At 63.2% G+C, this 23,124-nt stretch carries 26 protein-coding genes; 10 read left to right on the top strand and 16 right to left on the bottom strand.

All coding sequences use genetic code 11. From position 1 onward, the window contains the following. The 3 genes from ACXWUF_RS04000 to ACXWUF_RS03990 all read left to right on the top strand — a co-directional run. The coding region (locus ACXWUF_RS04000) for a GMP synthase (glutamine-hydrolyzing) (protein ID WP_458493366.1) at positions 1-558 on the top strand (558 nt) is incomplete at its 5' end. A 71-nt stretch (positions 559-629) separates the two neighbouring features. Next, the gene (gene tadA / locus ACXWUF_RS03995; protein ID WP_458493368.1) at positions 630-1,094 is read left to right on the top strand and encodes a tRNA adenosine(34) deaminase TadA; all 465 of its coding nucleotides are present in this window, start codon (positions 630-632) and stop codon (positions 1,092-1,094) included. 69 nt (positions 1,095-1,163) lie between these two features. Next, positions 1,164-1,427 (top strand): GlsB/YeaQ/YmgE family stress response membrane protein, encoded by a 264-nt coding sequence (locus ACXWUF_RS03990; protein ID WP_458493365.1) that lies wholly within the window; start codon positions 1,164-1,166, stop codon positions 1,425-1,427. A 130-nt stretch (positions 1,428-1,557) separates the two neighbouring features. Here ACXWUF_RS03990 and der read toward each other — a convergent pair whose 3' ends face one another. From der to iscR, 10 genes are all read right to left on the bottom strand, one after another. Then, on the bottom strand, positions 1,558-2,946 hold the full coding sequence (der, locus tag ACXWUF_RS03985; protein WP_458493364.1) for a ribosome biogenesis GTPase Der: 1,389 nt from the start codon (positions 2,944-2,946) through the stop codon (positions 1,558-1,560). Between the two features lie 2 nt (positions 2,947-2,948). Next, positions 2,949-4,142 (bottom strand): outer membrane protein assembly factor BamB, encoded by a 1,194-nt coding sequence (bamB, locus tag ACXWUF_RS03980; RefSeq protein ID WP_458493363.1) that lies wholly within the window; start codon positions 4,140-4,142, stop codon positions 2,949-2,951. Continuing rightward, on the bottom strand, positions 4,142-4,786 hold the full coding sequence (locus ACXWUF_RS03975) for a YfgM family protein (protein WP_458493362.1): 645 nt from the start codon (positions 4,784-4,786) through the stop codon (positions 4,142-4,144). The genes bamB and ACXWUF_RS03975 overlap by 1 nt, the downstream gene beginning before the upstream one ends. Positions 4,787-4,973: 187 nt before the next feature. Then, a complete protein-coding gene (hisS, locus tag ACXWUF_RS03970; RefSeq protein WP_458493361.1) occupies positions 4,974-6,245 on the bottom strand; it encodes a histidine--tRNA ligase in 1,272 nt (423 codons plus the stop codon). Between the two features lie 56 nt (positions 6,246-6,301). Next, positions 6,302-7,069 (bottom strand): type IV pilus biogenesis/stability protein PilW, encoded by a 768-nt coding sequence (pilW, locus tag ACXWUF_RS03965; RefSeq protein ID WP_458493360.1) that lies wholly within the window; start codon positions 7,067-7,069, stop codon positions 6,302-6,304. Further along, positions 7,066-8,166 (bottom strand): 23S rRNA (adenine(2503)-C(2))-methyltransferase RlmN, encoded by a 1,101-nt coding sequence (rlmN, locus tag ACXWUF_RS03960; protein WP_458493359.1) that lies wholly within the window; start codon positions 8,164-8,166, stop codon positions 7,066-7,068. Before rlmN ends, pilW begins: the two co-directional genes overlap by 4 nt. Then, positions 8,141-8,572, bottom strand: coding sequence for a nucleoside-diphosphate kinase (ndk, locus tag ACXWUF_RS03955; RefSeq protein WP_458493358.1), 432 nt, complete (start codon positions 8,570-8,572; stop codon positions 8,141-8,143). Before ndk ends, rlmN begins: the two co-directional genes overlap by 26 nt. Before the next feature lie 264 nt (positions 8,573-8,836). Then, a complete protein-coding gene (locus tag ACXWUF_RS03950; RefSeq protein ID WP_458493357.1) occupies positions 8,837-9,160 on the bottom strand; it encodes a HesB/IscA family protein in 324 nt (107 codons plus the stop codon). A gap of 45 nt (positions 9,161-9,205) precedes the next feature. Then, positions 9,206-10,318 (bottom strand): cysteine desulfurase family protein, encoded by a 1,113-nt coding sequence (locus ACXWUF_RS03945; protein ID WP_458493356.1) that lies wholly within the window; start codon positions 10,316-10,318, stop codon positions 9,206-9,208. Between the two features lie 12 nt (positions 10,319-10,330). Further along, the gene (gene iscR, locus ACXWUF_RS03940; RefSeq protein ID WP_458493355.1) at positions 10,331-10,822 is read right to left on the bottom strand and encodes a Fe-S cluster assembly transcriptional regulator IscR; all 492 of its coding nucleotides are present in this window, start codon (positions 10,820-10,822) and stop codon (positions 10,331-10,333) included. A gap of 107 nt (positions 10,823-10,929) precedes the next feature. Between iscR and ACXWUF_RS03935 the strand changes: the two genes are divergently transcribed. Genes ACXWUF_RS03935 through ACXWUF_RS03920 form a run of 4 tightly spaced genes read left to right on the top strand, consistent with a single transcriptional unit; the run spans position 10,930 to position 16,063 of the window. Continuing rightward, positions 10,930-14,754, top strand: coding sequence for a hydantoinase B/oxoprolinase family protein (locus ACXWUF_RS03935; RefSeq protein WP_458493354.1), 3,825 nt, complete (start codon positions 10,930-10,932; stop codon positions 14,752-14,754). A 13-nt stretch (positions 14,755-14,767) separates the two neighbouring features. Next, positions 14,768-15,028, top strand: a complete 261-nt coding sequence (locus ACXWUF_RS03930; protein ID WP_458493353.1) for an AbrB/MazE/SpoVT family DNA-binding domain-containing protein — start codon at positions 14,768-14,770, stop codon at positions 15,026-15,028. Beyond that, positions 15,025-15,435, top strand: coding sequence for a PIN domain-containing protein (locus ACXWUF_RS03925; RefSeq protein ID WP_458493352.1), 411 nt, complete (start codon positions 15,025-15,027; stop codon positions 15,433-15,435). The genes ACXWUF_RS03930 and ACXWUF_RS03925 overlap by 4 nt, the downstream gene beginning before the upstream one ends. Before the next feature lie 28 nt (positions 15,436-15,463). Next, positions 15,464-16,063 (top strand): LOG family protein, encoded by a 600-nt coding sequence (locus tag ACXWUF_RS03920; RefSeq protein ID WP_458493351.1) that lies wholly within the window; start codon positions 15,464-15,466, stop codon positions 16,061-16,063. Between the two features lie 81 nt (positions 16,064-16,144). Here the strand turns inward: ACXWUF_RS03920 and gmk are convergent, their stop codons facing one another. The 6 genes from gmk to ACXWUF_RS03890 form a co-directional block, all read right to left on the bottom strand. Then, complete coding sequence (gene gmk / locus ACXWUF_RS03915; protein WP_458493350.1) at positions 16,145-16,768, bottom strand: guanylate kinase; 624 nt, start codon at positions 16,766-16,768, stop codon at positions 16,145-16,147. A gap of 145 nt (positions 16,769-16,913) precedes the next feature. Next, positions 16,914-18,200, bottom strand: coding sequence for a dihydroorotase (locus ACXWUF_RS03910; protein ID WP_458493349.1), 1,287 nt, complete (start codon positions 18,198-18,200; stop codon positions 16,914-16,916). Further along, positions 18,197-19,177, bottom strand: a complete 981-nt coding sequence (locus tag ACXWUF_RS03905) for an aspartate carbamoyltransferase catalytic subunit (protein WP_458493348.1) — start codon at positions 19,175-19,177, stop codon at positions 18,197-18,199. The genes ACXWUF_RS03910 and ACXWUF_RS03905 overlap by 4 nt, the downstream gene beginning before the upstream one ends. Positions 19,178-19,185: 8 nt before the next feature. Next, a complete protein-coding gene (pyrR, locus tag ACXWUF_RS03900) occupies positions 19,186-19,692 on the bottom strand; it encodes a bifunctional pyr operon transcriptional regulator/uracil phosphoribosyltransferase PyrR (protein WP_458493347.1) in 507 nt (168 codons plus the stop codon). 1 nt (position 19,693) lies between these two features. Further along, complete coding sequence (gene ruvX, locus ACXWUF_RS03895) at positions 19,694-20,197, bottom strand: Holliday junction resolvase RuvX (RefSeq protein ID WP_458493346.1); 504 nt, start codon at positions 20,195-20,197, stop codon at positions 19,694-19,696. Continuing rightward, positions 20,190-20,759 carry a YqgE/AlgH family protein gene (locus ACXWUF_RS03890; RefSeq protein WP_458493345.1) on the bottom strand — a complete coding sequence of 190 codons (570 nt, stop codon included), beginning with the start codon at positions 20,757-20,759 and terminating at the stop codon, positions 20,190-20,192. The genes ruvX and ACXWUF_RS03890 overlap by 8 nt, the downstream gene beginning before the upstream one ends. A 278-nt stretch (positions 20,760-21,037) precedes the next feature. Between ACXWUF_RS03890 and ACXWUF_RS03885 the strand changes: the two genes are divergently transcribed. The 3 genes from ACXWUF_RS03885 to ACXWUF_RS03875 form a co-directional block, all read left to right on the top strand. Then, a complete protein-coding gene (locus ACXWUF_RS03885; RefSeq protein WP_458493367.1) occupies positions 21,038-22,030 on the top strand; it encodes an AAA family ATPase in 993 nt (330 codons plus the stop codon). A gap of 171 nt (positions 22,031-22,201) precedes the next feature. After that, on the top strand, positions 22,202-22,843 hold the full coding sequence (gene pyrE, locus ACXWUF_RS03880; protein WP_458493344.1) for an orotate phosphoribosyltransferase: 642 nt from the start codon (positions 22,202-22,204) through the stop codon (positions 22,841-22,843). Beyond that, on the top strand, positions 22,840-23,124 hold a 285-nt coding region (locus ACXWUF_RS03875; protein ID WP_458493343.1), incomplete at its 3' end, for a DUF4124 domain-containing protein. The genes pyrE and ACXWUF_RS03875, both read left to right, overlap by 4 nt.

Here is a 23,124-nt window from a genome sequence, read left to right as displayed (position 1 = left end):
GTGATCGAATCGGCGGGTTCCAAGACCGGCAAGGCCCACGTCATCAAATCCCACCACAACGTGGGCGGGCTGCCGGAACACATGAAGCTCAAGCTGGTGGAGCCGCTGCGGGAACTGTTCAAGGACGAGGTGCGGCAGATGGGTTTGGAACTCGGCCTGCCCTACGAAATGGTTTACCGCCATCCCTTCCCCGGTCCTGGCCTGGGCGTCCGCATCCTCGGCGAGGTGAATAAGGACTACGCAGATCTGCTGCGGCGGGCCGACGCGATTTTCATCGAAGAGCTATACCGCCACGACCTGTACGACAAAACCAGCCAAGCCTTCGCGGTGTTCCTGCCGGTCAAGTCGGTGGGCGTGATGGGCGACGGGCGGCGCTATGACTATGTGGTGGCGCTGCGGGCGGTGGAAACCATCGACTTCATGACGGCCCGCTGGGCGCATCTGCCGTATGAGTTTCTCGATCTGGTCTCGCGCCGGATCATTAACGAAGTCGCGGGGATTTCACGGGTGGTTTACGATATTTCTGGCAAGCCACCGGCCACCATCGAGTGGGAGTGACCGTGCCCCCTCTCCTCGCGGGAGAGGGTTGGGGCGAGGGGGACTCAAATGAGGATTTAGTCCCCCCTCCCCTGCCTTCAGAGCAACTTCTTGTAGACGAACACTGGATGCGCCACGCCCTCACCCTCGCCGAGCGGGCGCGGGAACTCGGCGAGGTGCCCGTGGGCGCGGTGCTGGTGAAGGACGTTGAAATCGTCGGCGAGGGCTGGAATTGCCCCATCTCGACGAACGACCCCACCGCCCACGCCGAAATCGTCGCCCTGCGTGCGGCGGGCGAAAAACTCGGCAATTACCGCTTGGTCGATACCACCCTCTACGTCACCCTCGAACCCTGCGTCATGTGTATGGGCGCCATTTCCCATGCGCGGGTGAAGCGGCTGGTGTACGCCGCCACCGACCCCAAACGCGGCGCGGTGGAAAGCGCCTTGCAACTGGCCGACGTGGATTTCCTCAACCATCGGATCGAAGTCGCGGGCGGCGTGCTGGGCGGGGAATGCGGGGATTTACTGAGGGCGTTTTTCCGCGCCAGGCGGTAAAGTCGGAGGGGCAGAACAACCCGGCGGCACATTGACTCGGCCCGTCGGTCCCACACCAAGGAGGGTGTTATGAATGCGTTGATTTGGATTATTTTCGGTGGCTTCGCGGGCTGGATCGCCAGCATCATCGTCGGGCAGAATCAGCAGATGGGCCTCTTGGCCAATATCGCGGTGGGCATCATTGGCGCCTTCCTTGGCGGCTGGATTGCCGACCGGGCGGGTTTCGGCGGCGCCCCTGGCGTCGAACGGCCCACGTCCTTCATCAGCTTCATCACGGCGGTGCTGGGCGCCGTCATTTTGCTGGTCATTCTCAACTTGGTTTTCCGGCGCTAGAAAAACTGACCCGGTTTAGCTGTGTAGGTTGGGCTTTAGCCCGACGCTACCGCTCGGAGTCGGGCTGAAGCCCAACCTACAAGGTTTATAGCCACCCACAAAAAACCGGGGATTCCGCCCCGGTTTTCATTCACTTCTTCACATGCTTTATCAACCGGCGGCGCTTCTTGATCTGCCGCTCGGTCAACTCGTTGCGCTTGCCCTTGAAGGGATTCTCGCCGCCCCGGAACTCAATTCGAATGGGCGTGCCGTGGATGTCCAGCGTTTCCCGGAACACGTTTATCAAATAGCGCTTGTAGCTGCCGGGCACATCGTCGGTCTGGTTGCCGTGGATGATGATGATTGGCGGATTCTGGCCGCCCTGGTGGGCGTATTTCAGCTTGATGCGGCGCCCCCGTACCAGCGGCGGCTGATGCGCGGCGAGGGCGTCCTGCAAGATGCGGGTCAGGCGCGGGGTGGACATGTCCAGCATCGACGCCGCGTAGACCTCATGCACGGCCTCGTACAAATGGCCGACATTGGTCCCGTGCAGGGCCGAGATGAAATATTTCTCCGCGAAATCGACAAACGACAACCGCAGGTCAATCTGCTGCTTCACCTCGTCCTTTAGCTCGGGGCTGAGCCCATCCCATTTGTTCACGGCGATGATGAGTCCCCGGCCAATCTCCAGCACCATCCCCAACAGGTTGGCGTCCTGATCGGTGATGCCCTCGCGGGCGTCGATCAAGTAGATCACCACGTTGGCCTTCTCGATGGCTTGCAGCGCCTTGATGACGCTGAACTTCTCGATGGTCTCGCCGACCTTGCCCCGGCGCCGGATACCAGCGGTGTCGATCAAGGTGTAGCGCTGGCCGCGCCGCTCGAAGGGAATGTAAACGCTGTCGCGGGTGGTGCCGGGCTGGTCGAACACCACCACCCGCTCCTCGCCCAAGATGCGATTGACCAGGGTGGACTTGCCGACATTCGGCTTGCCCACCACAGCGATGCGGATGCCGTCCGCGTCCTGCGCCGATTCATCGGATTCGGGCGTCGGCAGACGGGACTCGACCACATTCAGCAGGGCATCGACGCCCAGCGCGTGGGAGGCGGAAATGGCGTGCGGCTCGCCCAAGCCCAGCGCGTGGAACTCGCCCGCCGCGACCGCCAAATCGGCCCGGTCGATCTTGTTGACCACCAGGAAAATCGGCTTGCCGATCCGGCGCAAGCGCTCGGCGATGGCCTCGTCGCCGATGTTCAGGCCGTCGCGGGCGTCCACCAGGAACAGGATGGCGTCGGCTTCTTCCAAGGCGTACTGCACCTGGCGCATGGCCTGCTCGTCGATGCCCGCGCCAGTATCGACGATGCCGCCGGTATCGACCACGAAGAAATCCTTGGTGCCGCGCCGGACCCGGCCATATTGGCGGTCACGGGTCAGGCCCGGATAGTCCGCCACCAGGGCGTCGCGGGTCTTGGTGAGGTAATTGAACAGGGTGGATTTGCCGACATTGGGACGGCCCACCAGGGCGACTACGGATAACATGGCTACTCCATCGCAACGGCGGCGAGGACACCGCCTTCCGTGTAAACATAAAGAATGTCGCCGAATTCCACGGGCGCGACCCGGATGGGTTCATCGCCCACCTGGACGCGGCCCACCAGGCTACCGTCATCTTTGGACAAGACGTGCAAATAGCCTTCGAAATCGCCGACCACCACATAGCGGTCCTTGAACAACACGGGCACGGTCAGCCGCCGCTGATGCAATTCGGCCTGCTTCCACAAATCGGCCCCGCTGCGGGTATCCAACTGCCAGACATCGCTGGACGCATCGCTCAGGAACAAGGAACGACGATCTCCCGCCATGCCATGGGCGGAGAACACCTTGCCCTCCCGCCACAGCACATCGCCATCGCTGAGGCTGACCGCCGCCACGCCGGCCTGATAGCCGCTGACATAGGCGGTGTCGCCCTTCACCAGCGGGTCGGCGTCCATTTCCACCAGCCGCTCGATTTCCGAGCGTCCGTGGGGAACGGCCACCGTGGTTTCCCAGGCGGCTTTGCCGTCCTTCAAGGCGAGGGCGATGAGCTTGCCGCCGCCGAAGCCGTCCAGCACCAAGTCGCCCGCGATGGCGGGCGAACCGAGACCGCGCACCGACAAGGGGGGCACGGTGCGTTCGTAGCTCCAGCGGGTACCGCCGGAGGTCTCTTCCAAGGCGGTGATCCGGCCATCGCTGGTCCGCACGATCACGGTACCGCGCTTCACCTGCGGCAAGGCCAGAATTTCGGAAGATAGACCGGCCTTCCAAACCATCGAGCCATCGGCACCGCTGAGGGCCACCAACTCGCCGTTGCTGGTGCCGAGCAGGACGTTGTCGCCCGCCACCACCGGCCCGGCGGAGAACGGCATGTCCAAATCCACGGACCACAGCTTTTCGCCCCTGGCCCGGCCATGGGCCTGAACCGTGCCCTTGCGGTCGGCGGCGAACACCTTGTCCTCGGTGACGGCGGGCACGAGGTTCACGGCCTGACCGTCGTAGCCATCGCCGATGGTCTCGTCCCACAGCACGGTCAGCTTGACGGAAGGCTCCAGGGGCTTGAGTTCGTTGGGCGGCTCGGCGTTGTCGGCCCCGCCGATGAGTCCTTGCACCGACGAGTACAACTCTTGGACCGCGCCGAATTCGGCGCAGCCCGCCAGCAAGGCCGCGCCCAGCAGCAATAGGGGCAGGCGCAAGCGCATCAGGACGCCGCGCCGGGAACCGCCGGCAGGTCGTTGAGCTTGAGTTCCAGGAGCGGTGAATTGGCGCCCTGTTCCTTGGCTTTTTCATAGGCATTGCGGGCGTCGTCGGGCCGCTTCGCCGCCGCGAACAAATCGCCCTTCAGTTCTTCGTACAGCCCGGCGAACTTGCCGCTTTGCTGATTGGCGGCGGGTTCGATCAGTTTCAGCGCCGACTCGACTTCGCCCGAGGCCAGCATCACCCGCCCCAATCGCAGCCGGGCGACATGCTTGAGATTGTCGTCACCGCTCTTCGCCAACGCCTCTTCCAACAGCTTCTTCGCCGCCGGGAGGTCGCCCGCCTCGGCCTTGAACTTGGCGAGGAACAGCCGGGCGTATTCGGCGTAGGCGCTGGAACCATATTGCTGGATGATGCGCTCGGCGAGCTTTTGGGCGGGTTCGGCCTGCTTGGCCTCGCTGGCTTGCGTCATCTGCTGGTACAGGTTGGACGCCTGCTCCGCCGTGGCGAGATGGTTTCCCTGCCACATATTCCAGCCCACCACGACGGCCACGCCCAACAGCAAACCGCCAAACATGGACTGCTTGTTTTCTTTCCACCAGCGCTGGACGGCCTCCAAGCGCTCTTCTTCGTTTTCGTAAATTTCCATCGGAGTCTCGATGCTCTACACGAGTGATTACAAATCTATTCAACCAAAATAGGATGGGTGAAGGCGCACATTTTAAGGGATGAGATATTCCTGTTGGCTGTGCTGTGCCTGCGCCGTAACCCACCCGCGTAAAGCCGACTCGGTTTTGAAAACCGAGTCGGCTTAGGCACGCCCACCCACCCTACGCCTAAATCAACGCCTGCAAATAAGCCGCCAATTCCGCCTGGGCCAATGTGGTCTGTGCGCCATCGCCCCGCAGGGGCTTGACACCGACGGTTTGATCCCGCGCTTCGTCGTCGCCGAGAATCAATGCCACTTGGGCGCCGCTCTTGTCGGCCCGCTTGAATTGGTTCTTGAAGCCGCCGTCACCGCAGTTCATTTGCAGGCGGAGATTCGGCAAGGCGTCGCGCAGATTCTCGGCCAAGCGGATGGCGGCGCGTTCAGCCCGTTCGCCCACGCTGATGAGATAGGCGTGGGCGTTGGCCGCCGCTTCGAAGCGCTCCGGCTCGTCCAGCAAGTCAATCAGCCGCTCCATCCCTAACGCGAAGCCGACGGCGGTGGAATCCCGCCCGCCCAATTGCTCAACCAAGCCATCGTAACGGCCCCCGGCGCAGACCGTGCCCTGGGCGCCGAGTTCGGTCGTGATCCACTCGAACACGGTGCGGGAGTAATAATCCAGCCCACGCACCAGCCGGGGATTGACCACGTAGGAAACGCCCGCCTCGTCCAGCAAACCGCGCAACGCGTCGAAATGGGCGCGGGAAGTGTCGTTGAGTTCCTCGGTCAGCACCGGGGCACCCGCGATGACATCCCGCAGGTTTTCGTTCTTGCTGTCCAGGATGCGCAGCGGGTTGGTTTCCAATCGGCGGCGGCTGTCCTCGTCCAACGTGTCGAAGTGGGCGCTGAAATACTCCACCAGCTTGGCCCGGTAGGCGAGCCGCTCGTCCACTGTCCCTAAGGAGTTGATCTGGAGTTCCAGCTTGTGGGCGATGCCGAGTTCCGACCACAGCCGACGGCACAACAGGATCAATTCCGCGTCGATGTCCGGCCCGGCCATGCCGTAGGCTTCCACGCCCAGTTGGTGGAATTGGCGATAGCGGCCCTTCTGCGGGCGCTCGTGGCGGAACATCGCCCCGGTGTACCACAGCCGGTGGGATTGGTTGTGCAGCAGGCCGTGTTCCAGGCAGGCCCGCAGACACCCGGCGGTGCCCTCGGGACGGAGGGTCAGGGAGTCGCCGTTGCGGTCCTCGAAGGTGTACATCTCCTTCTCGACGATGTCGGTCACTTCGCCGATGGAGCGCTTGAACAACTCGGTCTTTTCCACCAGGGGCAGCCGGATTTCCCGATAGCCATAAGCCGCCATCACGCGGCGCAGCACCGCCTCGACGTGGTGCCAGCGGGGGGTCTGGTCCGGCAGGATGTCGTGCATCCCCCGGATCGCTTGAATCTTGTCAGCCATCAATCCACCTTGATGAATGGAAACGCCCTAGCCTGGGCATGTTGTCGTTATGAAACTTACGGAGAAGTCCCGGGCTGGGGCGACCGCACCCGCATATGCCGACGGGTACGGGCGTATTCTTCGGCCCCCGTCTGATTGCCCAAGGAATTTTCGATGTCGATGCCCAGTTGCACGGATTCCGGGGTTCTGCCCGCGATGGAAAAATAACGCTCCAGGAAGGCCCGCGCCGACATGTGCTGCCCGGCCTCCTGACTTAATCGCGCCATCTCCAACAATGCCGGGGGGAAATTGGGCTGCATGTCCAGCGCTTCCCGCAGGTAGCTTTCGGCGTCGGTCTTTTTCCCGGCGGCATGGGCGCACAGGCCGGCGTTGGTCAGCGGTATCCAAGGCGTGCCGTACAGCTTGTTGCCGATCACCTGGTGGAACTGCGCGAAGGCTTCCGGGTATTTGCCCCGACCACACAGGAAACGGCCATAATTGTTACGCGCCCCATAATTGTCCGCCTTGAGCGCCACGGCCTTCTTGAAGCTGGCCTCGGCGTTGGCGAAGTCGTCCACCTTCTGGTAGAGGACACCCAAGGCGTTGTAAGCCTCGCTGTTGTCGTCATCCAATTCGACGGCCCGCTTCAAGTCCCGCAGGGCGATGTCGTAATAGCCATCCTCCATGTAGCGCACACCTTTCTCGATGTAAATCTGGGACGCGCTCAACTCGCTGAGCGGGTCGTTGGCCCGCACCGGAACCGCATCATCATGGGAAGAAAACCACGAGCAGGCCACCAGGGGCGCGGCTATCGCCATCACCAACGGAACCCGCCACCACCTCATGGGGACGCCGCGTGCAAGCGGATGGTCCTTCGGGTGCGGTCGTTGACCTTGCCCACCAATTGCCCGCAGGCCGCGTCGATGTCGCCGCCACGGGTCTTGCGGGTGGTCGAAATCAGCCCCGCGCCGTGCAAGATTTCGCTGAACCTACGGATCGTGTCCGGGCTGGAGCCGCGATATTCCGTGCCGGGGAACGGATTGAAGGGTATCAGGTTCACCTTCGACGGGACGTGGCTGAGGATGCGAATCAGCGCCTTGGCGTGGGCGGGCGAATCGTTCACGCCGTCCAGCATAACGTACTCGAACGTCACCTTGCGCCGTGCGTCCTTGCCGACATAACGCTTGCAGGCGTCCAGCAATTCCTTGATGGGGTACTTGCGGTTGATCGGCACCAACTCGTTGCGGAGTTCATCGGTCGGCGCGTGCAGGGACACGGCCAAACTGATGTCGCTGACTTCGGCCAGTCGATCCAAGGCCGGCACCACGCCAGACGTACTGAGCGTCACCCGCCGTTTGGAAAGGCCGTAGCAAAAGTCGTCCAGCATCAGGTTGGTCGCGGCCACCACGTTGGTGAAGTTGAGCAGGGGTTCGCCCATGCCCATCAGCACCACGTTGGTCACGGCACCCACGCCCAATTCCCGTTGCGCCACCCAGACCTGACCGATGATTTCCGCCGTGGAAAGATTCCGGTTGAAGCCCTGCCGGGCGGTGGAGCAGAACGAGCATTCCAGCGCACAGCCCACCTGCGAGGACACGCACAGGGTGCCCCGGCCTTCCTCGGGGATGTAGACGGTCTCGATGCGGTTCCGCTCGTCCATTTGCAGCACCCACTTACAGGTGCCGTCCGCCGACTGCTGGGCCAGCACGATCTCCGGGGCGCGGATTTCGCAGGTCTCGCTGAGCTTGGTCCGCAGCGCCTTGCTGAGGTTGGTCATCAGGGCGAAGTCATCGACGCCGCGCTGATGAATCCATTGCAACAACTGGGAGGCCCGGAAGGGTTTCTCGCCGATCTCGACGAAAAACGCTTCCATGGCCTGCCGGTCGAGACCGAGCAGGTTGATTGTTTCGCCCGGATTAACGGGTGCGGGGGCAGAGTTCATTCGGCTGGAAGAAATAGGCGATTTCCTGAGCCGCCGTGTCCGGGCCGTCGGAACCGTGGACCGCGTTCTCGTCGATGCTCACGGCGAAATCGGCGCGGATGGTGCCGGGGGCGGCATCCTTCGGGTTGGTGGCGCCCATGACTTCGCGGTGCTTGGCGATGGCGTCCTCGCCTTCCAACACCTGCACGATGACCGGGCCGGAGATCATGAAACTGACCAGATCGTTAAAGAAGCCGCGTTCCTTGTGGACGGCGTAGAAGCCTTCCGCCTGTTCGCGGCTGAGGTGCAGCATCTTGGCCGCGATGATCTGGAGGCCAGCCTTCTCGAAGCGGCTGTAGATTTCACCGATCACGTTCTTGGCTACGGCATCGGGTTTGATGATGGAAATGGTGCGCTCTATCGCCATGGATTTTCCTAAGTGTCTTGTCGTGTATGAATGGGAAACCGGCGGGGTTTCTGTTCAAAACCGTGGGCCGGGTTGAACCCACGGATTTTACTGGAATTTTCTGAGAGACGTAAGAAACGGGGATTTAAACCGTGTCCAATTTGAAATATGGGGGATCATAGGATGGGTGGAGCGATAGCGTAACTCATTATGCCGCCTAACCCGATGTGATGAGTTTCGCTAGGCTCCACCCATCCTGCGTTGAGAGACGTAAGCAACGGGCATTTAAACGGCGAAGCTTTCGCCGCAACCGCAGGTCGCCGTGATATTGGGGTTATGGAATCTGAACGCCTCGCTGATGCCTTCCCGGCGGTAGTCCACCTCGACGTCGTTCAGCGCGGACAGGTCGGATTCCCGGACGAAGACTTTCACGCCGTGCTGTTCGAACACTTGGTCATCCGGCTCCGTGGCGTCGGCGTAATCCACCACGTAGGCGAACCCGGTGCAGCCGGATTTTTTCACGCCAAGCCTAAGACCTAAGCCTTGGCCGCGTTTCTGTAATTGCTTCGCCACCTGGGCGGCGGCTTTTTCGGTGATTGTGATAGCCATGTGTTACCTCGTAATGACTTCTGATCTTAAGCCCGACCTACAAACCTACACGGTTAAGCTTTTAAGGGTTTCGACCAACCGATCCACGTCCTGTGCGGTATTGCCCTTCCCCAAGCTGACCCGCACCGCCCCCTTGGCCGTCTCCACATCCACGCCCATGGCCGTCAACACCGGACTAGGCTCGCCCGCGCCGCTGGCACAGGCCGACCCACTGGACACCGCGAAGCCCCGCCGATCCAAATTCATCACCAACATTTCGCCGTCGTAACCGGCGAGGCCGAATTGCGTGGTATTGGGCAGGCGCTCGGCCCGCTCGGCGAAAATGGCGAGTCCCCGCAGTTCTTTCAAGCCCGTTTCCAACCGCTGGCGTAGCGCCCACAGATGCGACCGCCGTTCGTCCAGTTCGGCCAAAGCCAATTCTGCTGCTTTACCGAAACCAACAATCCCAGCCACGTTTTCCGTGCCTCCGCGCCGGTCGTTTTCTTGCCCGCCGCCATGTAATAAGGCTTCAAGGGGAACGGAACGGTCGACAATCAAAGCGCCGACGCCCTTGGGACCGTACAGCTTGTGGGCCGACAGGGTGAGTAAATGGGCGCCGGAGGCTTTGAAATCGACCGGGATTTTGCCCGCCGCCTGCACCGCGTCGGCGTGGAAGACACCGCCGCGTTCGCGGACCTTCTCGGCGATGGGGGCAATGTCGTGGATGACGCCGGTTTCGTTGTTGGCGAGCATCAGCGTGGCGAAGCGGAGGGCAGCGGCGGGAAGTTCGTTGAACCAGGAAATATCCGGTTGGCCGTTGCAGTCTACCGGAAGCGTTGCCACCCGCCAGCCGCGTGCCGCCAGGAATTTCAGCGGCTCGGCCACCGAGGGATGCTCGGTGGGTCCGGTTAGAATCGTGCCGGGTGCGGCGGCAAAGGCCAAGCCTTTGAGCGCCAGATTATTGGCCTCGGTCCCGCCGCTGGTGAAAATAACTTCGGAAGCTTCGGTGCCCACCAAAGCCGCCACTTGCTGGCGGGCGGTATCGACGGCGCTCCGGCTGAGCCGCCCCAGCCGGTACAGCCCGGAGGCGTTACCGTAAAACGCCTTTAAATAGGGGAGCATCGCCTCCAGCACCCGCTCGTCCAGCGGGGTGGTGGCGTTGTGATCCAGGTAGATCATTGAAGGGGGGGTTCACATCCGCAGTTCCAAATCGCGGTGCAGCACGACTTCCACGCCCAGGCTCGACGCCTGCTTGTCTTGGCGCTCGGCCACTTGGCGCACGGTCTTGCGCTGTAGCACGTCCTGCAAGCTGATTGAGTCCAAATACTGGCGGATTTGGTCGCTCAAGCCCATCCACAGGTCGTGGGTCAGGCAGGGCTGATGGTTCTGGCAATTGCCCTTGCCGCCGCAGCGGGTCGAGTCGATGGTTTCATCGACGGCGGCGATGATGTCGGCGACGCTGATCTGGCTGGGATCGCGGCTCAGTTGATAACCGCCGCCTGGTCCCCTGACGCCCTCCACCATGCCGGAACGGCGCAGGCGGGCAAACAGTTGTTCCAGATACGACAGCGAGATGTGCTGGCGCTTGGCAATGTCGGTCAAAGTCACCGGCCTTTTTTCGCTATGATAGGCCAGATCAAGCATGGCGGTGACGGCGTAGCGGCCTTTGGTGGTTAAGCGCACGGACGGACTCCCTACCTAAAATTCATACGGACAGCACGGAAATTTAGGTTTACATATCCTAGCAAAATAATCAACTATTTCCCCGGCGACCTCGCGGCGCACTTCCCATGACCTCTTCTTTGAATCTCTGGCAATTCTGGATCGACCGTGGCGGCACGTTCACGGACATCGTGGCGCGGCGACCCGATGGCTCACTCGTCATACACAAGCTGCTGTCCGACCACCCCGAGCGCTACCCCGACGCGGCCCTGCAAGGCGTCCGCGACCTGCTGAAACTACCCGCCGCCACGCCGCTGACCGGCATCGAAGCGGTGAAAATGGGCACCACGGTCGGCACCAACGCGCTGCTGGAACGGAAGGGCGAACCCACCGTCCTCGCCATCACCCAAGGCTTCGCCGACGCGCTGCGAATCGGCCACCAGAACCGCCCCGACATCTTCGCCCTGGACATCCGCCGCCCGGAACCGCTTTACGACCGGGCGGTGGAAGTCCCCGGTCGGCTGGACGCCCACGGCCAGGAACTGCAACCGCTGGACTTGGAGGCCGCCGAACGCGGACTCCGCGCCGCATATAACGAAGGCTTCCGCGCCGTCGCCATTGTCCTCATGCACGCTTGGCGCAATCCGGCCCATGAACTGGCATTGGAAGAGGTCGCCCACCGTCTTGGCTATACCCAGATTTCCCTCTCGCACTGGGTGAGTCCGGCTATCCGCTTGATTGGCCGGGGTGATACGACGGTGGTGGATGCTTATTTATCGCCGGTGCTGCGGCGGTATGTGGTGCAGGTTGCGGATGGATTGGCTGGAAGATTGCTTAGCTCCCCTCACCCTAGCCCCCCTTCGGCTCCGCTCAGGACAGGTCTCCCAGAGGGAGAGGGGACAAAACTGCTCTTCATGCAATCCAACGGCGGACTGGTCGAGGCCCGCCAGTTCCACGGCAAGGACAGCATCCTGTCGGGACCGGCGGGCGGCATCGTCGGCGCGGTGGCGGTGTCGCGGCTGGCCGGGTTCGAGAAGATCGTCACCTTCGACATGGGCGGCACGTCCACCGATGTGGCCCATTATTCCGGCGAATTGGAACGCAGCCTCGAAACCGAAGTCGCCGGGGTTCGGCTAAGAACGCCCATGCTCAACATTCATACCGTGGCGGCGGGCGGCGGGTCGATCCTGCATTACGACGGACTACGGTTCCGGGCCGGTCCCGATTCAGCGGGCGCCAATCCCGGCCCGGCCTGTTATCGGCGCGGTGGCCCCCTCACCGTCACCGACGCCAATGTGATGGTCGGGAAACTCCGCCCCGAATTCTTCCCACAAGTATTCGGCCCGGATGGAAACCTGCCGCTGGACGCCGCCGCCGTCGCGGCGCAATTCGCGGCGCTGGCCGAACAAGTCGGCGCCGCCGCCGGACAGAAGACCTCGCCCGAAGCCGTGGCGGAAGGCTTCATCGACGTGGCCGTGGAACACATGGCCGCCGCCATCAAGCGGATTTCCGTGCAGCGCGGCCACGACATCGCCGATCACGCCCTGTGCTGCTTCGGCGCGGCGGGCGGGCAGCACGCTTGCCGGGTGGCCGACCGGCTGGGGATACGCCGCGTCCTGCTGCATCCCCTGGCCGGGGTGCTGTCGGCCTATGGCATGGGCTTGGCCGATTACCGGGTGTTGAAGGAGCGAGCCGTCGTCGAAGTGCTGAACGAGGCGTTGACCGAACGGCTGGTCGGCTTGCTCGACGAATTGGAAACCGAAGGTCGGCGTGAGTTGCTGGATCAAGCGGTCTCCTCTGACCGAATCACCGCCCGGCGGCGGGCCGCCCTGCGCTACGAAGGCACGGACACATTATTTACCGTGGATTTCGGGCCGCTCGCCGTATTGCGGGAGGCGTTCGAAATCCAGCACCGCCAGCGCTTCGGCTTCGTTTATGAGAACAAGCGCCTGCTGGTCGAATCCGCCGTGGTCGAAGTCGTCGGCCTGAATGAGCGGCCCGAGACGGCCTGCTTCCAGCCGGATGGATTGGCTGTCGCCGGTTCTGTCGCCACCGTGCCTTTATTCTCGGGAGGAGTTCGTCATGCCACGCCGGTTTACCGCCGGGAAGCCCTGCCCGCCGGAACCCGCCTCGCCGGTCCCGCTTTGCTGATCGAAGCCACGTCCACCACGGTCATCGAGCCGGGTTGGGCTGGGGAAATTAGTGGGCGGGGAGATTTGGTATTGAGCCGGGAAGCACCGCTGGCCGAGAGCGACGCCACAGAAACGCAAGTCGATCCGGTACGCCTCGAAATCTTCAACCGGCTATTCATGTCGGTGGCCGAGGAAATGGGCCACACCCTGCAAAACACCGCCCATTCGGTGAACATCAAGGAACGGTTGGATTTCTCCTGCGCCCTGTTCGACGGCGCGGGCGAACTGGTGGCGAACGCGCCGCATATCCCGGTGCATCTCGGTTCCATGGGCGAGAGCGTCAAGGCGCTGATCCGCTCCCGTGGCCCGGAACTGCGGCCCGGCGACGTGTGGCTGCTCAATTCGCCCTATCACGGCGGCACGCATTTACCGGACATCACCGTGATTACGCCGCTGTTTATAGATGACGGTGGAAGGGAAGCTTCATTTAACCACCCTCACCCCAACCCTCTCCCAGAGGGAGAGGGGGCAAAATGCCGCTTTACCGATGGAATGATCCATAACGAGGCAAACGAACCCATCCTGTTCTATCTGGCCTCGCGGGGCCATCACGCCGACGTGGGCGGCATCACGCCCGGTTCCATGCCGCCCAACAGCACCCGCATCGACCAGGAAGGTGCATTGAGCGATGGCTTGAAAATCGTCGAGGCGGGCCGGATGCGGGAAGACGTGGTGCGGATTTGGCTGACATCCGGCCCGTATCCAGCCCGCAATCCCGACCAGAACCTCGCCGACCTCCGAGCCCAAATCGCCGCCAACGCCAAGGGCGCGGAAGGGCTTAGGCAAATGGTGGCCCGCTATTCCCTCGCCACCGTGTGGGCCTATATGAATCACGTCCAGAACCATGCCGAGGAAGCCGTGCGCCGGGTCATCGCTGGTCTGAGCGATGGCGAATTCACCGTGACCATGGATTCCGGCGCGGTCATTCGGGTGGCGGTGAAGATTGACCGGGCGCGGCGCTCGGCCCGCATCGACTTCACCGGCACCTCGCCCGAACAACCGGATAATCTCAACGCCCCCGCCGCCGTATGTCAGGCGGCGGTGTTGTATGTGTTCCGCACCCTGGTGAGGGAGGACATTCCGCTCAACGCCGGGTGCCTGCGTCCGCTGGACATCGTGATTCCCGAAGGCTCGCTGCTCAATCCCCGCCCGCCCGCCGCTGTGGTGGCCGGGAATGTGGAGACTTCCCAGAATATATGCGATGCACTGTACGGGGCGTTGGGCGTGCTGGCCGCCTCGCAAGGGACGATGAATAACTTCACTTTCGGCAACGCCCACTATCAGTATTACGAAACCATCTGCGGCGGGGCCGGGGCGGGAGCCGATTTCGACGGTGCGGACGCGGTTCACACCCACATGACCAATTCGCGCATCACCGACCCGGAAGTCTTGGAATGGCGCTTCCCGGTGCGGCTGGAGACCTTCGCCATCCGCCGGGGCAGCGGCGGCGCGGGACAGCGGCGGGGCGGGGATGGCGTGGTGCGGCGGGTGCGGTTCTTGGAGCCAATGACCGCCGGGATTCTGTCCGGGCGGCGGGTGAATGCGCCGTTCGGCTTGCGCGGGGGCGCGGCGGGTTCGCCGGGGCGGAATACGGTGATTCGGGCGGACGGGACGATGGAGGAACTGGGGGCGCGGGCGGAAGCGCGGATGAATGCGGGGGATGTGTTGGTGATTGAGACGCCGGGCGGCGGTGGGTTTGGCGAGCCAAGCATTGATAATCCAGGAAAGCTAACGCAGACTGGAATGCTCAACCTTCCATGATAAAGACAAATCCATGATTACCACCGTGACAGGCAAGAACCAAGTCACCATTCCCGCCGAGCTAGCCCGACAATTCAACATCAAGGCGGGCACTCAATTGGAATGGACTCGGGACGAACAGGGCGATTTGCGGGTTAGGCCATTGCCGAGCCGAGGCGAACTGGCCGACCGCCTGCAAGGCTTTGGGCGCCAGTGGCTAGCGCCCGGTGATGATTCCATTGCCGGATTAATTGAGGGGCGGGCCAAAGAAGACGCCGAGGAAAATCTCCTGTGAGGTATCTACTGGATTCGTCCGCATTATTCGCCCATCTTTTCGATGAACCGGGCGCTGATGATGTCCGGGAGCTTTTTCACAATCCGCAGGCGATAGTGGAATTGAGCGCTGTGTCGGGACTCGTATTATTCGCGGCACTCAATGCGCGGGGCGCGGCGGGTCAATTCGACAATATCTGGGCGCAATACCGGCAAATGCTGGACCGGATTCGCCCGGTTGATGAATCGGTGGCGTTGAAGGCCGTTGATCTCCGCCGCGCCGCGAGACAGCGCTTGCCGAACGGCGATGCCCTCATCGCCGCTACCGCCGCCCTGGCAAACGCCACCTTGGTCCATCGTGATCCCCATTTGCTATCCATCCCTGCCGAATTGCTCCGGCAACATGCGCTGCCCGAAAAATCAGCCTGATTAGGCCATCGAATCCGTCGAGACAACCATGCACCGAATCTGCATCTTCTGCGGCTCCCGCTCCGGCCACCGTCCCGAGTACCGCGCCGCCGCCGAAACCTTGGGCCGCCTGCTGGCCGAGCACCATCTGGAACTGGTCTACGGCGGCGGCAACATCGGGCTGATGGGCGCGGTGGCGGACGCCTGCATAGCGGCGGGCGGGAAGGTGCTGGGCGTTATCCCGGAATCCCTGGTCGGACGCGAAGTGGCCGGGCAAGCGGTGGAGCATGTCGGCATCACCCGGCTGGAAGTGGTGGACTCCATGCATACCCGCAAGGCCCGCATGGCGGAACTGTCCGACGGCTTCATCGCCCTGCCCGGCGGCTTCGGCACCTTCGAGGAATTGTTTGAAATCCTCACCTGGGCGCAGCTTGGTTTTCACCAAAAGCCAGTAGGGTTGCTGGACGTGGCGGGTTATTACGAGCCGTTGCTCAGGCTGTGCGACCAAGCCGTGACGGAAGGGTTTTTGAGCGAGAGGAGCCGGGCGCTTTTACTGGCGCAGACCGAACCAGCGAGGCTATTGGATACGCTGGCCGGGTATCGGCCCGAGCCGGTCAAGGCGTGGATTAAGAAGGAAGAAGAGTTGTAATCCCATAGGATGGGTGGAGCTTCGCGGAACCCATCATGCCACGTAGCCCGGAGCGATGGGTTCCGCTACGCTGCGCCCATCCTATGAAATTTGGTTTAAAAGCCCCGCAATCAAATCCCGGCACCGCGCCGCCTGCCGGGTTATCGTCAAGCGGCTGGCGATGACGATTCCGCGCAATTCGGTGAGCGCTGTTTCAAAATCATCATTCACCACCAGATAATCATATTCCCGGTAATGGGACATCTCGGACATGGCGTCCCGCATCCGCCGGGCGATGATGTCCGGGCCATCTTGCCCGCGTGAATTCAGGCGTTGTTCCAGCGCTTGCAAGGATGGCGGCAGAATAAAAATCGACACGCAATCCGGCATCAACGGGCGGATTTGCTGGGCGCCTTGCCAGTCGATTTCCAGCAGCACATCCTGTCCACTCGCCAGCGCGGTTTCCACCGTTTGGCGGGCGGTGCCGTAGTGGTTGTCGAACACCCGCGCATGTTCCAGGAATTCGCCCGCCTCGATCATCCGCTCGAACTCGGCCCGAGCCACGAAATAATAATCCCGCCCATGCTCCTCGCCCGGACGCTGGGCGCGGGTGGTATGGGAGGTGGAGACGGTGAAACCGGCGAGGCCCTGCCGGAGCGCCTTTACCAGACTGGTCTTGTCCGCGTCGGACGGGGCCGAAACGATGAATAGCGTGCCTGAACTCATGGATGCTATTTGCCTTGAATTTAGGTTGTTTGCGCCCCAACGGCGTGGGGCCAGGGTGGTCTGTGTAGGTCGGGCTTTAGCCCGACACCGCGTTAAACGGGGCGGCAGGGTCGGGCTTCAGCCCGACCTACAATCTTGGATTGGTTCACTCCCCGAACACCACCCGGCCCGCCAGCAGGGTATGGGTCACGCGGCCCGGCAGGGTATCGCCCCAGAACGGGGTGTTGCGGCCCGCGCTCAGCCACGTATCCGCGCCGACGGTCCAGCGGGCTTCCGGGTCGAAGATGCACACATCGGCGGATGCGCCGGGCCGCAGCGTGCCAAGTTCCTCGCCCAAACCCAGCACAGCCGCCGGTCCCGAAGTCAGCGCGGCGATGGCCTGGCTTAAGGTCAATACGCCTTCGCCCACCAATTTCAGGGTGAGGGGCAGCAGGGTTGGCAAGGCGGCGATACCCGGTTCGGTGGACGGGAAAGCGTCCAGCTTGGCGTCCGGCTCGTGGGGCTGATGGTCGGAACAGACGGCGGCGACGATGCCATCCCGCACCGCTTCCCGCAACGCCTCGCGGTCGGCGAGACCACGCAGCGGCGGGCGCACATGGCAGAGGGCGTCGAAGCCTTCGATATTCGCCTCGGTGAGATGCAACTGGTGAGCCGCCACGTCGGCGCTGATCGGCAAACCCCGCTCCTGAGCGCGAGCCAGGGCGCGGAGGGCGCGGGCGCAACTCAATTGGGCAAAATGCACCCGCGCCCCGGTGGATTCCATCAGGGCCAACACTTGGGCGATGGCGACGGTTTCGGCGGCGTAGGGAATGCCGGGCAGCCCCAGGCGGGTGGCGACCGGGCCTTCATGGACGCAGCCCCGGTCGGCGAGGTACGGGTCTTCGGGCCGGACGATCACTAACAGATCGTGGCTGGCGGCGTATTCCAGCGCCCGCCGCAGCACCAGCGTGTTGGTCATGGGGGCGTGGGCGTTGCCGACCGCCCGGCAGCCCGCCGCTTTCAGGGCGCTCATTTCACTCAAGTCCTTGCCCTTGAGTCCACGGGTCAAGGCGCCGATGGGCAGCACCCGCGCCTTCCCGGCCAGTTCGGCCTTCTCGCCAATCAGGTTGGCGACGGCGGGCGTGTCGATCATCGGGTCGGTGTCGGGCGGACAGCACAGCGTGGTGATTCCCGCCGCCGCCGCCGCCGCGCTTTCGCTGGCGATGGTGACTTTATGCTCTTGGCCGGGTTCGCGCAGGCGGGCGCTGAGGTCGATGAGGCCCGGACAGACAATCTTGCCTTGCGCCTGAATCTCCCGGTCGGCGCTGAAGCCAGCGGGCACGGTGCCCACGGCGGCGACGCGCCCGTCGGCCAAACACACATCGTGAATGCCGTCGGCGCCACGGGCCGGATCGACCACCCGCCCGCCCTTGATGACGATACGTTCGCTCATGCCGGTCTCTCCCCGCCCTCGTGGTGCATCGCCATGGTCATAATCGCCATGCGGACGGCGATGCCGTGGGTCACTTGCCGCAGAATCACCGAGCGCGGCCCGTCGGCCACCTGCGAATCCATCTCCACGCCCCGGTTGATGGGGCCGGGGTGCATGACGATGGCGTCCGGCTTGGCGCGGGCGAGACGTTGTTCGGTCAGGCCGAAGCGGGCGAAGTATTCATGTTCGCTGGGGATGAACGCGCCACTCATGCGCTCTTTTTGCAGCCGCAGCATGATGACCACATCCACGCCGTCCAGCCCTTCGTCGAGGTCGTGGCAGACGGTCACGCCCAAGCTCTCCACGGCGGCGGGCAGCAGCGTCCGGGGCGCGATGACGCGGATTTCCTTGGTGCCGAGGGTTCGGAGGGCGAGGATTTCCGAGCGGGCCACCCGCGAATGGAGGATGTCGCCGACGATGGCGACGGTGAGATTTTCAAAGCCGCCCTTGTATTTGCGGATGGTGTAGACATCCAGCATGGCCTGGGTGGGATGGGCGTGGCGCCCGTCGCCCGCGTTGATGACGCTGATATGGGGCGCGACATGGCGAGCGATGAAGTGCGGGGCGCCGCTTTCCGCGTGGCGCACCACGAACATATCGACGTGCATCGCCTCGATATTGCGGATGGTGTCCAAGAGGCTCTCGCCCTTGCTGGTGGCGGAGGTGGCGATGTTGACCGTCAGCACGTCGGCGGACAAGCGCTTGGCCGCCAGTTCAAACGTGGTGCGGGTGCGGGTGCTGGTCTCGAAGAACAGATTCACCACGGTCTTGCCGCGCAGCAGCGGGACTTTCTTGACCGTCTGCTCGGTGACGCTGGAAAACGATTCGGCGGTGTCCATGATCTTTTCGAGCAGGTCGCGGCCCAAGCCCTCGATGGTGAGGAAGTGGCGCAGACGGCCCGAGTCGTCCAGTTGAAGACAAGTGTTGGTGTGAGGCATGGGGCTGATTACACCGAGTGGATACTGAGCCGCAGGGGGTCGGGTCCATCCAGTTTGATGCGGTGGCCGGGTTCCAGCGCCAGCCGCCCGCCGACGCAATCGGGCCGCACGGGAATCTGGCGGCCATCGCGCTCGAGCAGCACGCCCAAGATCACTTGGGCGGGCCGGCCATAGTCGAAAATCTCGTTGAGGGCGGCGCGGATGGTGCGGCCCGTGTAGAACACGTCGTCGATCAGGATGATAGGCCGGCCCTCGACGCGGAACGGCAGCACGCTCGGGCCGACTTCCGGGTGCATCCCGATTTGCGAGAAATCGTCGCGGTAGAAGCTGATATTCAACAGGCCCAGCGGCTCGGCGAGGCCAAGCCGGGCGTGCAATCGCTCGGCGACCCAGCCACCGCCGGTGCGGATGCCGATCATCACCGGGTCGGTCAGGCGGCGGCGGGCGATTTCCTCGCGCAACTCCGCCGCCAATCGATCAAGGAGTACGCCTACCTCGGGCGTCGATTCAAGCATGTTAAGGATTCCGTGGGGCGGTGTGGTTGAGCCAGGTTTGCAGGATGAGTTGGGCGGCGAGTTCGTCCTTCACGTCGGCGAACTGCACGGTGCGCTTGGCCTTGGATTTGGCCTTGGTCTTGGCGTTCTGGCTGTAGAAAATCGCCTGGGATTCCTTGGTCGAGAGGGTCTCGTCCATGGTGTAGCAAGGCCGCTGGTAGCGCTCTTCGAGGTGTTTGCAGAAGCGCAGGATGGGCTGGACGATGGGGTTCACCACGCCCTCTTCGGGGTGGTAGGGCATTCCCACCACGAAGGCCGAGGGCTGCCAGGTTTTCACCAACCGGGCGACGGCCTCCCACAGCGCTTCCTCGCTGGTGGCGCGGATGGTCTCCAGGGCGGTGGCGGTGCCGGTGATGCGTTGCCCGACGGCCACGCCGGTGTTCCGTTCGCCGAAATCGAAGCCGAGATAGGTAGCGGCGGGGTCGTGTTTCACCGGACGCTCTGCGCCGGACATGGCGTCAAGCATGCCCGGCCTGGGCGGTGAGGAGGGAAATGTTGATGCCCATCAGTTCCGCCGCCGCCTTCCAGCGCCGCGCCGCCGGGCGATGGAACAGGATCGACTGGTCGGCGGGCGCGTTGAGCCAGGAGTTCTCGACGATTTCCTTCTCCAACTGGCCCTTGCCCCAGCCCGCGTAGCCGAGCGCCACCAGGATGTTTTTGGGGCCTTGGCCCTGGCCGATGGCTTCGAGGATGTCCCTCGACGTGGTGAGTGAAATGGTGTCCGACACCCGGAGCGTGGAACTCCATTCGCGGGTGCTGGATTCGTGCAGGATGAAGCCGCGTTCCGGCTGCACCGGCCCGCCGAAATACACCGGGATGCTGGCGAGGGCTGGCTCCCGTATCTCGATTTCCATCTGCTCCATAATGTCGGAGAGGGTCAGCTCGGACGGGCGGTTGACGATGATGCCGAGGGCACCCTCCTCGCTGTGCTGGCACAGGTAGGTCACGGTGCGGGCAAAGGACGGGTCGGCCATGCCCGGCATCGCGATGAGGAATTGGTTGGTCAGGTTGGCGATTACTTCGATCATGCTTAATAGTATCGGCCTTGGGGGAAGGGGCCGCAAGTCTGGCGGACGGGCGCGGGAAGGGCTGGGGCGTGCGTTTGGCGTTTCCTGATTGGCAAGAATCTTCGGTCTTGTAGGTCGGGCAGTATTCCCATGCCCGACTTTCCGGCATGGCGTCGGGCATGAGCAAATGCCTGACCTACGTGACCAAGCTTGAATCCGTCCCCACCCATCCTGATCCCCATCCCGCCTCCCCAAGCATTTATAATCCGCCCCATCCATCCGCAACCAACACCCAAAGCATGACCGCAGAATCCGCCCCCCTCTCCCCCGCCCAACACGACCTCGACCGCCTCCGCCAATTCGTCGCCGCCCAAGTGCTGGGCCAGGAGTTGCTCATCGAACGAATGCTCATCGCGCTCTTGGCCGACGGGCACATCCTGGTGGAAGGCGCCCCAGGACTCGCCAAAACGCGGGCCATCAACGTGCTGAGCCGAGGCATCGAAGGCGATTTCCACCGCATCCAATTCACCCCGGACCTCCTCCCCGCCGACCTCACCGGCACCGAAATCTACCGCCCCCAGGACGGCTCCTTCCACTTCCAGCAAGGCCCGCTGTTCCACAACCTCGTGCTGGCCGACGAAATCAACCGCTCCCCCGCCAAGGTCCAATCCGCCCTGCTGGAAGCCATGGCCGAGCGGCAAATCACCGTGGGCCGCGTCACCTACAAGCTGCCGGACCTGTTCCTGGTGATGGCGACCCAGAACCCCATCGAACAGGAAGGCACCTACCCCCTGCCGGAAGCCCAATTGGACCGCTTCATGCTGTACATCCGCATCGGCTACCCCGAGGCCCGGCACGAGCGGGAAATCCTCCGGCTGGTGCGGACCGAAGCCCGGCGGGGCCGCGAAACCACCGGCGAAGCCTTCACGCCCATCAGCCAAGCGACGCTGTTCGCCGCCCGCGCCGAAGTGCTGGACCTTTATATGTCCGAACCCTTGGAGGAATACCTGCTGCAACTGGTGTTGGCGACCCGCGAGCCGGGCGTGTATGGGGAAGAATTCGGGCGTTGGCTGCAATACGGCGCCAGCCCCCGCGCCAGCATCGCGCTGGATCGCTGCGCCCGCGCCCGCGCCTGGCTGAACGGGCGGGACTACGTGACGCCCGAGGACATCCAATCCATCGCCCCGGATGTGCTGCGCCATCGCCTCATACTTAGCTACGAGGCCGAAGCCGATGGCGTGACAACGGATCGTTTAATCGGCGAATTGCTGCGACGGGTGGCGGTGCCCTAACAGAGCGATTCCGCATTTTCCCGGTCGGTGTTCTGCCTGGGGAAATCGGTATAATCCGTTCCCATCCGATTCCCAATGGAATCCGGGAGAGAGGTGTTCGCCGGTCCCTGCTGAAAAACCCGGCCTGATCCATAGCCGCCCATGGCGCCTTGTCTGCCGGGGGATATTTCCATGAAAGCCTACCAACAAGAATTCATCGAATACGCCATCCGCTGCGACGTGCTGCGCTTCGGGAACTTCACCCTGAAATCCGGGCGGCAAAGCCCCTATTTCTTCAACACCGGCCTGTTCGACAGCGGCGCCCGACTGGACAAGCTGGGCCAGTTCTACGCGGAAGCCCTGCTGCAAGCCAACATCCAGGCCGACGTGCTGTATGGCCCGGCCTACAAAGGCATCCCCCTCGCCACCGCCACCGCCATCGCCCTGGCGCGGAAGACCGGCCAAGAAATCCCCTTCGCCTTCAACCGCAAGGAAGCCAAGGACCACGGCGAGGGCGGCTCGCTGGTGGGCGCGCCGCTGCGGGGTTCGGTGCTGATTCTCGACGATGTCATCACGGCGGGCACCTCGGTGCGGGAATCGGTGGACATCATCCGCGCCGCCGGGGCCGCGCCCTCTGGCGTATTAATCGCCCTGGACCGCCAAGAGAAGGGCCGGGGCGAGTTATCGGCGGTTCAGGAAGTCGCCGCGCAATACGGCCTGCCGGTGTACGCCATCATCACCCTGGCCGAGATCATCGAATATCTGGAAACCGCCGGGCGCCACGAGGTACTGGCCGCCATCCGGCAGTACCGCGCCGGGTTCGGACTTTCATGACGCGCCCGACCCTTCCACGCTCGGTCGCCCTTGCCCTGCTATTGCTGGGGGGGGAGGCCGCCGCCGAGCAATCGAACCGCGATGGCCAGACCTACCGCTGGGTGGATGACAGCGGCATCACCCACTACTCCGACCAGGTGCCGCCGGAGGCCGCCAAGCAGCGCCGGACCAAGCTGAGTCCCCAGGGCCAGGAAGTGGGCGTGATCGAAGCCCCCAAGACCCGCGAGCAGTTACGGCAAGAGCAGGAACTCAAACAATTGCGCAGCCGCCAGGAAAAAATC

The sequence above is a fragment of the Methylomagnum sp. genome, from assembly GCF_054333355.1.
The sequence above is the reverse complement of the archived record's forward strand: the minus strand, read 5'-3'. Positions and strand labels throughout refer to the sequence as shown.